This is a genomic window from Actinoplanes sp. TFC3 (assembly GCF_001553785.1).
Classification (GTDB): domain Bacteria; phylum Actinomycetota; class Actinomycetes; order Mycobacteriales; family Micromonosporaceae; genus Actinoplanes.
In genome coordinates, this window is the sequence record NZ_LOJP01000001.1 from 5,076,064 (window position 1) to 5,089,263 (window position 13,200).

11 protein-coding genes are annotated in these 13,200 nt (G+C 67.4%); all 11 read right to left on the reverse strand.

Features of this window, described 5'->3' with window-relative positions:
- Positions 1-97: 97 nt before the first annotated feature.
- Entirely contained in the window at positions 98-967 is an 870-nt protein-coding gene (locus TFC3_RS22890) for a hypothetical protein (RefSeq protein ID WP_153040349.1), read from the reverse strand.
- A 163-nt stretch (positions 968-1,130) separates the two neighbouring features.
- Positions 1,131-2,177, reverse strand: coding sequence for a S1 family peptidase (locus TFC3_RS22895; protein WP_067503539.1), 1,047 nt, complete (start codon positions 2,175-2,177; stop codon positions 1,131-1,133).
- 225 nt (positions 2,178-2,402) lie between these two features.
- Complete coding sequence (locus tag TFC3_RS22900) at positions 2,403-3,659, reverse strand: FAD/NAD(P)-binding protein (RefSeq protein ID WP_067503542.1); 1,257 nt, start codon at positions 3,657-3,659, stop codon at positions 2,403-2,405.
- 345 nt (positions 3,660-4,004) lie between these two features.
- On the reverse strand, positions 4,005-5,591 hold the full coding sequence (locus TFC3_RS22905) for a DHA2 family efflux MFS transporter permease subunit (protein WP_067503545.1): 1,587 nt from the start codon (positions 5,589-5,591) through the stop codon (positions 4,005-4,007).
- Positions 5,592-5,688: 97 nt separating this feature from the next.
- Complete coding sequence (locus TFC3_RS22910) at positions 5,689-6,225, reverse strand: winged helix-turn-helix domain-containing protein (RefSeq protein ID WP_067503549.1); 537 nt, start codon at positions 6,223-6,225, stop codon at positions 5,689-5,691.
- Between the two features lie 260 nt (positions 6,226-6,485).
- Positions 6,486-7,583, reverse strand: coding sequence for an LLM class flavin-dependent oxidoreductase (locus tag TFC3_RS22915; RefSeq protein WP_067503551.1), 1,098 nt, complete (start codon positions 7,581-7,583; stop codon positions 6,486-6,488).
- A 2-nt stretch (positions 7,584-7,585) separates the two neighbouring features.
- Entirely contained in the window at positions 7,586-8,233 is a 648-nt protein-coding gene (locus TFC3_RS22920; protein WP_236718260.1) for a cupin domain-containing protein, read from the reverse strand.
- Positions 8,230-10,539: a molybdopterin-dependent oxidoreductase gene (locus tag TFC3_RS22925; RefSeq protein ID WP_067503554.1), complete on the reverse strand. Its 2,310-nt coding sequence runs from the start codon at positions 10,537-10,539 to the stop codon at positions 8,230-8,232. Before TFC3_RS22925 ends, TFC3_RS22920 begins: the two co-directional genes overlap by 4 nt.
- On the reverse strand, positions 10,536-11,228 hold the full coding sequence (locus TFC3_RS22930; protein ID WP_067503556.1) for an ABC transporter ATP-binding protein: 693 nt from the start codon (positions 11,226-11,228) through the stop codon (positions 10,536-10,538). The genes TFC3_RS22925 and TFC3_RS22930 overlap by 4 nt, the downstream gene beginning before the upstream one ends.
- Entirely contained in the window at positions 11,225-12,184 is a 960-nt protein-coding gene (locus TFC3_RS22935) for an aliphatic sulfonate ABC transporter substrate-binding protein (RefSeq protein ID WP_067503559.1), read from the reverse strand. The genes TFC3_RS22930 and TFC3_RS22935 overlap by 4 nt, the downstream gene beginning before the upstream one ends.
- Positions 12,181-13,122 (reverse strand): ABC transporter permease subunit, encoded by a 942-nt coding sequence (locus TFC3_RS22940; protein WP_201787200.1) that lies wholly within the window; start codon positions 13,120-13,122, stop codon positions 12,181-12,183. The genes TFC3_RS22935 and TFC3_RS22940 overlap by 4 nt, the downstream gene beginning before the upstream one ends.
- Positions 13,123-13,200: the final 78 nt, after the last annotated feature.

Below are 13,200 nucleotides of genomic sequence, written 5' to 3' on the forward strand. Positions count from 1 at the left end.
GCGGTAGCCACCGCACCCACCGCCGTAGCCCACCCGGCCAGCCCGCGCCGCAGCTGATCGCCTGGCTCACCCCACCGGCCTCCCCCGCGCCTACCGCTCAGCCAGCCCAATGATCCGCCCCAGCGTCGCGCTGCCCATCAGCGCTCATCAGCGCCTCGCGCGGATAAGCGACCGTCTTAGGCCCAGCCACCAGAGCCGCATAGAACTCGTTCATCACCTCGGCGACAGGCGCGTGCTCCGGACGTACCGGCTGATGGTGGCGCCGGAACCAGTTCGTGACATAGCGCTGGACGTCATAGCGGTCCCAATCGCAGTGCTCGCTATGGAAAGCGCTCTCCCCCGCCGAGAGTTCGAAGCTGTCGAACAACGCCAGGCCAAGGTCGGCGAAGTAGATCCCGTTCGCATCGGCCAGCACGTTGCCCGGGTGGGCGTCGAAGTGCACCATGCCGTTGTCCCGCATGAACGCCGTGCCCGCCAGCACCGCGCCCACAACGCCGTCGTCACCGTGCCGGGTCAGCCAGGCGTCAAGCGTGTCCGGCACGTACTCCATGAGCAGAACGATGCTCGCCGCAGCCGCCGCGATGGCGTCCAACCGCCGCTGCACAGCCGGATGCCCGTCGTAAGTGTTCGGCATCGGCGTTCCCGAGGGCGTCGCCGGCATGATGCGGTGGTGGTGCAGCAGCGGGAAACACCCGGTACGGCCCTTGAGGACCCAGCCGGTCGTGAGCTCGTGAGCGGCGAGTTCGCGCCAGGCGCCGAAGCCGGCCGAGCCGACGCCGTACTGGTAGAAGAGCGGCAGCCTGAACAGGTTGGCCGTGGAACGCACGTTTCCCGGCGCTCTCTCCAGATCCGTCAGCGGGATGCGTTTGACGAAGACCGGACCGTGGGGGGTTTCCAGCCGCCCGGTGCCGCCGCCGATGCCACGCCCGAGCGGCTGGATTGCGCTTTCCAGCTCGCTGTCCGGCAACCGGGAAAGGTATCCGGCCAAGTGCCGGTGCCGCGCGAGGCGCTCGGAAACCGAGGAAAGTGAGACACGCGCGGAAGGCAAGCAACGCGCGGAACCTGCGGAAACAGGGAAAGACCCCGGCACCAGGCCGAGGTCCTCCCGAATATCAACCCTCATCGAGGGATCAGAACACCGAAACCCCGTAGACGCCAAGCGGCTCGGTGACCGGCTGGAAGTAGGTCGTGCCGCCGGAGCTGCAGTTTCCGCTGCCGCCCGAGGTCAGGCCCAGCGCGGTCGTGCCCGAGTACAGCGAGCCGCCGCTGTCGCCCGGCTCGGCGCAGACGGTGGTGCGGATCAGGCCGGAAACCGAACCCTCGGCGTAGTTCACCGTCGAGTTGAGCGCGGTGACACGGCCGGAGTGGATGCCGGTGGTGCTGCCGCGACGGTAGACGGTCGCGCCGACGGCCGGGGTGCCGGCCGACGTGATGTCCTGCGAGCCGACCGAGCCGCTGATGGTGACGCTGCTGGTCGTGTAGCGCACGATGCCGTAGTCGTTGCCCGGGAAGCTCGTGCCGGCGCGGGTGCCCAGTGTGGTCGAGCCGTTGGTCCAGGTCGTGCCGATGTTCGTGCAGTGACCAGCGGTCAGGAAGTAGTTCTGCCCGGCGCTGTTGCGCACGTTGAAGCCGAGCGAGCAGCGGGCGCCGCCGGTGTAGATGGCGTCACCACCGGAGATCCGGGTGGCCAGCGCGCCGGGAACCGACTCCAGGCGCGCCTTGTCGCCGAGCTTGGCCACGGTCGCCTTGACCGCGTCCAGCTTGGCGCCGGTCACCGTGCTGTCAGCGGTCACCAGAATCTGGTTGGTGACCGGGTCGACGGCGAACGACGTGCCCGGTGTCTTGAGCGTCGACTTCAGCGTGGCGTCGGCGGACGCGAGGGCGGCACCGCTGCGGGCTACGTAACGGGGAGTGGCGCCCGAGGAGGTCACCGCCGCGGCCGTGGCGGCGTCGGTGACGTTGACGACCAGCTTGCCGGCCGAGTCGATGTAGGAGCCGGCGGTCTTGCCGTTGAGCTGTGTGTCAATTCTGCTGGCCAGCGCGGAGGGCGCGAAGGAGGGGTCGGCAGCGGGTGCGGCCGGGGCGGCGGACGCGGGTGACGCGAACGCGCTGCCCGCCAGCAGAACGGCGGCCAGGCCGACGATCGGTCGGCCAAGCTTGGAGCCGGGGTTACGCACGGAGTTCCTCCCAGGGGGATGGGGGCGGTACGCCGGAAGTCCGGCGTACCGAGTGCCAACCCCAGTATCGAGAAGACTCAATGTGTTCTCAAGGGCCAGATATCGACGAACTGATGAACCAAACAGCACCTGAGCTGCAAAGACGACGTTGTCATATCATCGGGCTATCACTCAGCCGGGATGTTCAACCGCACTCAGCATGGTTGGCCCTTCGGGTGCGACCGCTTACGCCGCAGCCGCCAGCAGCGCCCCGGGACGCAGATCCAACGCGATCCGGTGCGCCTGAGCCCGGATCTCGGGCACGGCAGTGGTTTCCCATTGCGCCCCGCGCCGCAGCGGCCCGATAAGCCAGATCCGATCGTGAACCCGCCCGTCGGCAGCCACCATCCGACCCGCCGCGTCGATGGCCAGCCCCAGGTCGTGCGGGCCGATCCGGGCCTGCCCGCGATCGAGCAGCGAACGCACCAGCGGGTTCGCCGAAGCGGGCAAACGCCCTGGTCCGGCGCAGTTCACCACCGCGGCGTAGTCGGCCAGCCCCGGCCACGCAGCCACCCCGCCCCGCCGGATCTCCAGCAGCCCGGCGTTACGCAGAGCAACAACGCGCTCGGCAATCTCGGGAGCCATCCGGTGCCGGTGACATTCCCACGTCCGGGCCAGGTGGCGCAGGAAGGCGTCCTGCTCAGCCGGAGTCAAGGCCGTCCACACCTGATCCAGGTACGGCCGCATCCCGTCGACCACCGGTCGCCAGTCCCCCGCTTCGCCCGCCGCGGCTCGCACAGCCCGAACGACATCTCGCAGGGTCGCGCAATCATCGAGCACCGGAGTCACGGGCGGTGCGGCGTCAGTGGTGTGGGTCAGCGGCAGCAGCCCGCGCCTGCTCACCGCCACAACGGGGGCAGTACGGCGCCCATCGGCGGTCAGCGTCAACGCGGCATCAACAGCGGTCAAGCCGGTGCCGACGAGAAGCACGGGCCGGTCGGTGGGCAACGCCTCCAGAGCGCCGGCCTGCCACGGATCATCGATGACACGGGGGTGGTCCAGCCGCTGCGGAACCGCCCGTGGCCCCCCGGTGGCCACAACCACATGATCGGCCGGCACCCGCGAACCATCGGCAAGATCAACTCTGCCGTCGGAGTCGATTCGCGTCGCGGTGGTGGCGCGAAGCTGCAAACGTCCAGGATGTTGCGTGGCAGCCTCCTCCAGGACGGTACGAAGGTAGCGCCCGTATTCGGCTCGCGGCCGGAACTCCCCGGGCCGAGCCCCCGACCACCGTACGAAGTGCCCCGGATCATCGGTGTCAGCGCTCATCGCCCCGGCCCGCGAGTTCAACACATGCCACGGCCGCGCGCTCCCGTAGGCGACGCCGCCACCGGGCTCCCCCGGCTCGATGAGCACAACGTCATCCTCGCTACATCGAAGCAGCTCCCGAGCCACCAGCACCCCGGAACACCCGCCCCCGACCACCGCCACCGTCTGCCGCATGCAAACCTCCGCTTCTCCTATCGGCAGAGTAGGCTTATAGCCACCAAGAAGCCAGCGTCCGCGCCGTTCAAGCATCGCCGGCAAAGCACTTCACATTCTGGAAACCGGATGATCACGCGGTGGTGGGCCTTCGAGGGGCAAAGGGTTAGGGCAGGCCGGCAGAGGGGGCGGCGCGGACAGGCGAGCGGCGCGGTGTGGGCAGCGCGGCGTAGCGCGAAGTGGGCAGTGGCCGCCCTGGTGACAAGGCGCCACCGAGCACGCGCTTCACCGCACGCGAAGCACCCCCACCAACAACGGCCGCGCGGCACCAAAGCGCCGCGCGGCCGTCAAGCTCGATGCAGGAACTCAGTGCAGAATCACCGGTGTAGCGGAGCTTTCCTCAGCCGGAGCAGCAGCATCGGAAGCTGCCGGACGCCGCCGTGGCAGGAAGAACGCTGGGATCAGCGTGGCCAGCACGATCACGAAGCCGACCCAGAAGGTTGTCGAGAACGAGTTCGCGACGAATTCGAGCCCGCGCTGCAGGACCGACGGTTCGACCGGAATCTGCTGGGTGATCGCCGGGTCCTGCTTGGCGGCGATGGCCAGCCCCGCCTCGGTCAGGGGTGCACCGCTGGGGTCGTTCACACCCGGGATCGGCCGGGAGTTGTTCAGTTCGTTGGTCAGGATGACCGACATCAGGGCCGAGCCGACCGAGCCGGCGATCTGCTGGAGAATGTTCAGCAGGGTTGAGCCCCGGGCCACCTCGTTGTTCGTCAAGGTTTTCAGCGCCGAGGTCATGATGGGCATCATGGTGCCGCCCATGCCCAGGCCCATGACGAACAGCGCACCGCACAGCAACCAGTACGACGTGTCGGTGCCCACCTGAGTGAAGGCGAAGAACCCGGCACCGATCAGCAGTACCGCGAACGGCACCGTGCGGCCCACCGGAATGCGGTCGGCCAGGGTGCCGGCGATCGGCATGGTGATCATGGCGCCGATGCCCTGGGGGGCCATCAGCAGACCCGCGTCGAGCGTGGACTCACCTCGTACCTGCAGAAAATAGCTGGGGAAAAGCAGGCCCGCACCCATGAACGCGACAGTGAAGACCGCCAGGGTGATGGTGGCAATCGATAGATTGCGGTCGCGCAGCAGGCGCAGGTCGAGCAGGGGGTGCCTGGGTTTGAACGAGTAGAGGACGAAGCCGATCACCAGCAGGGCCCCGGCCGTCATCGGTAGCCACACCTTGGTGGCGCCGAACGTGCCGGCTTCGGGCAGCGACGACACGCCGTACAGGAAAAGGGCCAGGCCCGGCGAGAGCATGAGCATGCCCAGGAAGTCGAAGGACTCGGAGGGCTCGGGGCTGTCCTTGGCCAGCGCCCACTGCGCGTAGATCAGGGCGACAATGCCGATCGGCACGTTGATCAGGAAGATCCAGTGCCAGCTGGCGATGTCGATCAGCCAGCCGCCGAGGATGGGGCCGCCGATCGGGCCGAGCAGCATGGGGATGCCCAGCACGGCCATCAGCCGGCCGATGCGCTGGGGGCCTGCCGCGCGGGTCATGATCGTCATGCCGAGCGGCATCAGCATGCCGCCACCAAGGCCCTGCAGCACCCGGTACGCGATCAGCTGGCCGATCGAGTCGGCCGTGGCGCACAGCGCGGAGCCAGCCGTGAACAGCAACAGCGCCGCCATGTAGAGCCGCTTGGTGCCGAAGCGGTCGGCCGCCCAGCCGGTAAGTGGAATGACCGTGGCCAGCGCCAGCGTGTAGCCGGTCATGGTCCAGGCGACCCGCGCGTACGAGGCGTCGAACTCGGTCTGGAAGGTGGGCAGCGCGACGCTGACGACCGTCACGTCGAGGATCGACATGATAGCGCCGAGCACCACCACGCCAGCAATCTTGAGCACGGCGGCGTCGATTTTGTCCGGCGCCGCCGCCGTCGTTTGTGTTGTCACGAGATATCCCCCGCCGATGTCGCCGATTTGGCTGCGGCGAGCCTAGCGAGGTTGACCTGCCCACCGCCCGCCTTTATCCCATCGGAGTTACTGTGGGCTACGCCTCATCTATGGCGATCGGCGACTCGTCGGTGAGCCGGTAACCGACGCCGTACACGGTGGTCACGATGTCGGGGTTGCCGAGCTTGGTCCGCAGGCGGCTGACGTGCACGTCAACGGTGCGAACTGTGGTGTGCGTGTGACCCCAGACGTGACCGAGGAGCTGGTTGCGCGTGAAGACCTGGCGCGGGTGCTGGGCCAGGAACAGCAGCAGGTCGTACTCAAGCCGGCTCAGATCCAGCGACACGCCGTCGAGCGTGGCCGTGCGGGAACGCGGTCCCAGGCGCAGACCGGCGCCGGCCGGGTGTGGCGTGGCAGTAACCGGCGGGTCGAGCACAACCCCGGCTTCGGGCCCGGCCGCTACGACCAGATCCCGCAGCGCGGCAAGCACCCGCTCACTCTCCTCGGAACCGGGTTTCCCGAGCGTGATCGTCACTGTGACCGACGAGGGATCGGCGGGAACGGCGCGCAGCCGGGCCCGTTTGCGGGTGGGAACGCGATGGGTGGGCAGGTCGGCGACGGCGAGGACGGACATGTTGAGCCTCCGGAGGTGTCACCGCAGCCGGATCTCGGCAGCGGCTGAAGGATACTTCTCCCATGTGCTGGGTAGGTTTATAGGCGCACCAAAGCACCCAGGTTCATGCAGAAGGGGGAATCAGCGAGCACTCATCCGAAGGCACAACACAGAGCACTCGCACACCGCCGGAGGTCGATGGCAAGGCGGGACGTCAGTCGTACGTCGCGCATCTGCATGCCTCCCATCCTTCTCGACACCGCCAATGAGGTCAAAGAGATTCAGGCCACCGTGGCAAGCTGGCCCGCTTCCCGACGGGAAATTTCCGCCCGTACGGCCGGAATGAGCTCGCGTCCGTAGTCGATCGCATCGTCCAGCGGGTCGTAGCCGCGGATCAGGAACGTCGACACCCCGAGGTCGTAGTAGTCCAGCAGGGCCTGGGCCACCGTTTCCGGCGTACCCACCAACGCGGTTGAATTGCCCGCCGCTCCACTGGCCTTGGCGGTAGCGGTCCACAACGCCCGGTCGTGCCGGTCACCCTCGGCCGCCGCGGCCAGCAATCGCTGCGAGCCCACATTGGCCGGATTGTCGCGGTCGCGGTTGCGGAAGAACTTCGGAGAACTGACCGAACCGATCCGCCCGAGAATGTCATGCGCCCGCTTCCACGCCAGCTCCTCGGTCGCTGCCAGAATGGGCCGGAACGACACCGAGAATCGCGGCGCGGCACGTCCGGCAGCCGCCGCGGCAGCCCGCACCGAAGCGATCTGCTCGGCGATCTGGGCGAGTGGCTCACCCCAGAACATGTAGACGTCGGCATGCTTGACCCCGGTGGCATAGGCCGCAGGTGACGAGCCGGAGAAGTACAGCGGAATGGTTCCCGAAACGGGCTTGACCTGCGAGACGAAATCCTCGAACCGATAGAACCGCCCGTCGAAGGAGAACGGTTCCAAGGAGGTCCAGGCCTGGCGAAGAACGGAAAGATATTCATCGGTACGGGCATAGCGCTCGTCCTTGGAAAGATAGTCCCCGTCGCGCCGTTGCTCCCCATCGTGCCCGCCGGTGATGATGTTCAGCGTCACCCGCCCACCGGTGAACCGATCGAGTGTCGCGAAGGTCCGCGCCGCCAGAGTAGGAGCCACAAAACCCGGCCGGTGCGCGACAAGATAGGTCAGCCGCTCGGTATGCGCGGCGGCATGGGCAGCCACCTGGGCACCGTCGGGATAGGCCGAGGAATAGCCGATGAGAACCTGGTCGAAACCGGAATCCTCATGGGCTCGGGCGATGCGGGCGGTGTAGCCCGGATCGATCAGCGCCGTGCTCGCCGGCGTACTTTCCGAGCCGTCCTGGGTGGCGATGAGACCGATGAAGTCAACGGACATGCTCAGTTCTCCTGGCTCTCATTGTTCAGCTCTTTCAGCGGCTTCACTTGTTCCGGCTGTTCCCGCTGTTCCCGCTGTTCCTGCTGTTCCGGCTGTTCCGGTTGTTCCGGTTGTTCCGGTTGTTCCGGTTGTTTGAGCGTCGGGAGGTTCACGACAATGGCTTCCTGGGTGGTGCGTGCGATGACCACCACCGCCTCGTTGTCCGGGTCCGGGTTCTCCTCGCGGTGCGGAACCCACGGCGGCACGAAAACGTAGTCACCGGGCCTGGTCTCCAGCCGTTTCTCGGCGCCGGAACCCTCATCGAAGAACACGAAGACGGGATTTCCCCGCACGACATAAATCGCGGTTTCCGACTCACCATGATGATGGTTGTCGCTGGCCGTGGCCGCGGAGACATGGGTCTGCCCCATCCACAGGTTGTGGCTACCCACGGTCTTGCCGCTGATTGCCTCGACCCGCGTCATGCCCCGCGTCTGAGCGGTATCCCCGATCAGTCCGGGCTGCGCGACGTGATGAAGCTTCTGATGAAAGTCATCGTGATGCAGCTTCTGATAGGAATCGCCGGTAGGCGGCTTCTGATGGGAATCGTCGGCATGCGGCTTCTGGTGGTCATCATCGAGAGACGGCTTCTGGCGGGAATCGTCGGTCACGGTGTCTCCAGCAAGGGCGGGTCGTAGGCGGTGAGCGGCGGTACGGAACCGTCGTAGCGGGAGATCTCCACGCGAGCCAGTTGCCCGGTGGATCCCTGGGAGAGCCGGGACGTGCCGGCGTCGGTGGTCAGGACGTTCGGGTTTCCGTGGACGCAGTCGGCCAGGTCCGGCCGCGACGGATCGAACCAGGCGCCGGTCGACAGTTGGGCAACGCCGGGAGAACAATTGTCGGAAACCGTCACCCCGGCCAGCAGGCTGCCGACGGCGTTGTGCACGCGGACGATGTCGCCGTCGGCAATGCCGCGTTCCCGGGCGTCGCCGGGGTTCATCCGCAGCGGCTCACGACCCCGGATCTTGGATGCCTGGGAAACGTCGCCCATGTCCTGCTGGGAATGCAGCCGGGTGGCCGGTTGATTGCAGACGAGCACGATGGGCGCCGGTTCGGGCGGGAAATACGTGGGAAACCCGGGACAGTCGTCGTACCCGAACCCAGCAACCGTTTCCGAGAAGATTTCGATCCGCCCGCTCGGGGTGTCCAACGCCCGCCCGGCCCGGAAATCAGCGAACAGAACGGTGTCGGCGCGCCGGCCGGGCAGTTCCAGCTCACCCTGAGCCCAGAACTCGTCGAACCCCGGCACCGCCTCCGCCAAGGCGAACCCCGGCACCGCCTCTGCCAAGGCGAACCCCGGGACAGCCTCCGCCAAGCCGGAACCCGGAACAGCCTCCGCCAAGGCAGGCCTCGAGACAGCCTCGGCCAAGGATGTCTGCCACTGTTCGTAGAAGTAGCGGAGCCATTGCTGCGTCGTGCGGCCCTCGGTGAACGCCTCGCGGTAGCCGAGCCGGTGCGCCAGGGCGGTGAAGATGTCGTACTCGTCGCGGGCCTCGCCGTAGGGCGTATCGGCGGCCCGCATGGCGATCAGGTGGGTGTCGCCGCGACCCACACCCAGATCCTCGCGTTCCAAGGTGGTGGTTACCGGCAGCACCACGTCGGCGTGCCGGGCTGTGGCGGTCCAGTACGGCTCGTGGACTACGACGGTCCGGGGCTTGGCGAACGCCGATCGGAGCCGGTTCAGGTCCTGGTGGTGGTGGAACGGGTTTCCGCCGGCCCAGTACACGAGCTCGATGTCGGGGAAACGGTAACGCTTTCCGGCATAGTCGAACTGCTCGCCCGGGTGCAGGAGAAGGTCGGAAATCAAAGCGCACGGAATGAAGTCCGGCACCGGGTTCCGCGGTTGCGGGAACGCCGGAAACGCGTACGGCAGGGAGCCTCCGCCGACGTCGCCCATGGATCCGTACCCATGGCCGAATCCGCCGCCGGGCAGCCCGATCTGCCCGAGCGCGGCAGCCAGCGCAAGCCCCGCCCACAGCGGCTGTTCGCCGTGCGGCGCCCGCTGCAGCGACCAGCTCACCGTGACCAACGTGCGGCTCGAGGCCATGCGCCGGGCGAGTTCCTCGATGAAAGCGGCGGGAACACCGCTCTCCCGCCCCGCCCACTGCGGCGTCTTGTCCCGGACGTCGGCGATCAGCCGTTGCGAACCGACGGTCCGGTCGGCCAAGAACTCCAGATCTGCCAGGCCTTCGCGGATCAGCAGGTGGATCAGCGCAAGCATGACGGCCACGTCGGTGCCAGGCCGGATGGGTAGCCACTGCCCGCCCAGCTCCGGCGACAAGTCGTCGCGTAGTGGTGAAACGGAGACCAGTTGCAGTCCCCGCGCGAACGCCGCACGGATGTGACCGCGAAAATCGTGGGCGGCCCGGCCGCCGGGCGTCACATAGGTGTTCGCCGTGCGGATACCCCCGAATGCCACGATCAGGTCGGTGTTCTGCGCGATGACCGGCCAGTCGGTGCCGGCGCGGATCAGTTGCTGCGCGCCGCGCGGCCCCACCAGATGCGGGAACGTCACCAGCGACGCTCCGAGGCTGTAGCTGTTGCGGGATCCGGTGTAGCCGCCGCCCATTGCCAGGAAGCGATGCAGCTGAGATTGCGCGTGGTGGAAACGCCCGGCACTGCCCCAGCCGTACGAGCCCCCGAAGATCCCGTTCCGGGAGCTGACTCCGTCGATGGCCTCGGCAACGACGTCCAGCGCCGTTTCCCAGGACACCTCCTCGAACGAGTCGTACCCGCGGCCGGCACCGCCGCGGCGCAGTGCCGGCCGGGCTACCCGGGAACGGTGGCGGTGCGCGGATGCGATGTTTCCCAGCAGCGGCGAAGGGTCCGGGTCGCCGGGACGGGCGGAGACCCGCAGGCCTTGGCCCGTACCGGAAACTCGGAACGCTCCCCAATGTGAGCTGCTGGTGACGGTCACTGCTCGACAACCCCCAACTCGGCCAGCAGCTGGGTGCGCAGCGACGCTGGGGATGGCGCATCGGCCACGCGGTGGTCCGCGGCGATCCGGCCCTCGCGCATGGTCACCACGCGGTCGGCCAGCGAGATCGCCTCGTCAACATCGTGGGTGACCAGCAACACGGCCGGGCGGTGCCGGGAAATAAGGTTGCGGACCAGTCCGTGCATCTTGATCCGGGTGAGTGCGTCAAGTGCAGCGAACGGCTCGTCGAGCAGCAACAGTTCCGGTTCCCGTACCAGCGCCCGGGCCAGGGCAACCCGCTGCGCCTCACCGCCGGAGAGCGTTACCGGCCAGGCATCGGCGTGGTCGCTGAGACCCACCTCGTCCAGTGCCGCCTGGGCCCGGGAACGGGCCGTCCCCCGGGGCAGATTGATGGCCACGTTGCGCCAGACCTTCCACCACGGCAGCAGCCGGTGCTCCTGGAACACCACGGTGGAGGCGGCCGGAACGGTCAGGCCTCCCCCGTCGACCAGATCCAGACCGGCAAGCGCGCGCAGCAACGTCGTCTTGCCGCAGCCACTCTTACCGATCAGCGCCACGAATTCCCCGCGACGGATCTCCAGATCAAGCTCGTGCAGAACGGTACGCTCGCCGTACCGCCGGACGATTTTCGCCGCCCGCACCGCAGGCGCCTCGACCGCGACGCTCACAGCTTCACCGCGTGATCCGCGATATTGATCTTGTCGCTGAGAACCTTGCGCTGCGACAGCCAGTCCGCCCCGGCCTGCAGTTGCTTGATGCCCTCGTCGTTGATCAGGCTCCACGAGGTCTGCACGTTCGCCGCGACCAGCTTGTCGACAACCGCCTGTGGGTACTTGGAAACCGCGTTACCGATCTTCTGCGCCTCGGCCGGGTTGGCGTTGGCCCAGTCCGCCTCAACCTTGTAGGCCGCGATGACCTTGCGGATCGTGTCCGCCTCTTTTTTGGCATAGTCCTCGCGCACCAGGTACGAGGAGAAGTCGATCTGCTGGTCCAGTTCCTCGCCGTCGGTGAAAATCCGCTGGGCCCCGTACTGCACCTCAGCGAGTTCCATCGGGCCGGACCAGATGCCCCACGCGTCGACCTTGCCGCTGCCGAACGCCGGCGCGGCGTCCGGCGGGTTCAGATACGTGAACGTCACCGAGCTGCGCGGCACTCCGTACTTCTCCAGCGCCGCCACCAGCAGGAACTCTCCCAGCCCGGCCTTGTTCACGGCAACGTTCTTACCGGCCAGGTCCTTGACCGAGGTGATGCCCGAGTTGGGCAGCGCCAGGATCGAGGAGATCCGCGGCGTGGCCGAGGCCCAGGCCACGTAGACCAGCTTGTTGCCCGAAAGCAGCGCTTGGTCAGCCGGGGTGGAGCTGCCGCCGAAGCTGAAGTCGGCGGTGTCGGTGGCCACGGCCTGCAGCGTCGGCGCGTGGTTGGGGAACGGGCCAACCCACTCGATGTCGATGCCCTGATCCTTGAGCGTCTTTTCGAACACTCCCCGGGTCTTGGGAACGGAGATCGCCCCATAGGTGAGCCGGACCTTTTTGCGACCACCGGCCTCCGCCGCGTTGTCACCGCACGCGGAGAGCAGCGGTAACGAGAGTGCGGCTCCCAGCAGTGCACGACGGGACAGAGTCACTTCTTTCCTCCGTTGTAGTGGGGGTGCCAGGCCAGGAAACGCCGTTCCAAGGCCCGGGCGATCAGATCGGTGGTGAGGCCGATGAGCGCGTACAGGACGATGACCAGGACGATCACGTCGGTTTGCAAGAACTCACGGGCGTTGGTGGCCATGAAGCCGATGCCGGCGGGCGCTCCCACGGTTTCCGCGATCACCAGGGCCAGCCAGGCATTCGTCAATGCGAGCCGCACGCCGAGCAGCACCGACGGCAACGCGCCGGGCAAGATGACCGTGCGGATCAGCCGTAGCCGCGGCAGGCCCACGACGCGGCCCATCTCCAGCAGCTTCGGGTCCACCTGCCGGATCCCGAGCACGGTGTTGAGGTAGATCGGAAACAGCGTTCCCAGGGCGACCAGGAAGTAGCGGCCGCTTTCGCCCACCCCGAACCAAACCATTACCAGCGGCAGGATCGCCAGGAACGGGATCGCCCGGATGATCTGGATGTTGCGGTCCACGATGGCCTCGGCCAGGCGGGAAAAGCCGGTAAGCGTTCCCAGCACCAGGCCCAGGCTGCCGCCGATGGCCAGCCCGATCGCGGCTCGCTGCAGGCTTTCCCAGAGGTGGGTGGGCAGCTCCCCGGTCTCGGTGAGCCGCCACGCCGTGATCCCGACGGAACTCGGCGCGGGCAGCACATTCGACTCGATTACCGCGGCCCGTGACAGCAGCTCCCAGACAACAAGGAGCAAGACCGGAACAGTCCAGGAAATCAGCTTGTACGGCAGAGCGCGCCGCCGTCTAGCCGCCCGCCCGGGCACCGGAGGCGGCGCCGCGGTCACCGAGCCACTGGCCGGCACTGTGGATTCGTCCGCCGACAGCGATGTCGAACTGACCGGAAGGTGCAAGTCGTCCGCGGGCGGCGCCGGGGGGCCGGCCGGGGTGCGGATGGCTGGGGTGGACATGGCCGCCACTCTGCTAGTGGCCTTTCCTCTATGTCAAGCAATCCCCATAGGTTTACTAGAGAATGGGATCACCATTGA

Bases quoted from the DNA above. Each gene is read 5' to 3' on its own strand.
- TFC3_RS22900 (WP_067503542.1), bottom strand. From the start codon at position 3,659: ATGCGGCAGACGGTGGCGGTGGTCGGGGGCGGGTGTTCCGGGGTGCTG.
- TFC3_RS22910 (WP_067503549.1), bottom strand. From the start codon at position 6,225: ATGTCCGTCCTCGCCGTCGCCGACCTGCCCACCCATCGCGTTCCCACC.
- TFC3_RS22915 (WP_067503551.1), bottom strand. From the start codon at position 7,583: ATGTCCGTTGACTTCATCGGTCTCATCGCCACCCAGGACGGCTCGGAA.
- TFC3_RS22940 (WP_201787200.1), bottom strand. From the start codon at position 13,122: ATGTCCACCCCAGCCATCCGCACCCCGGCCGGCCCCCCGGCGCCGCCC.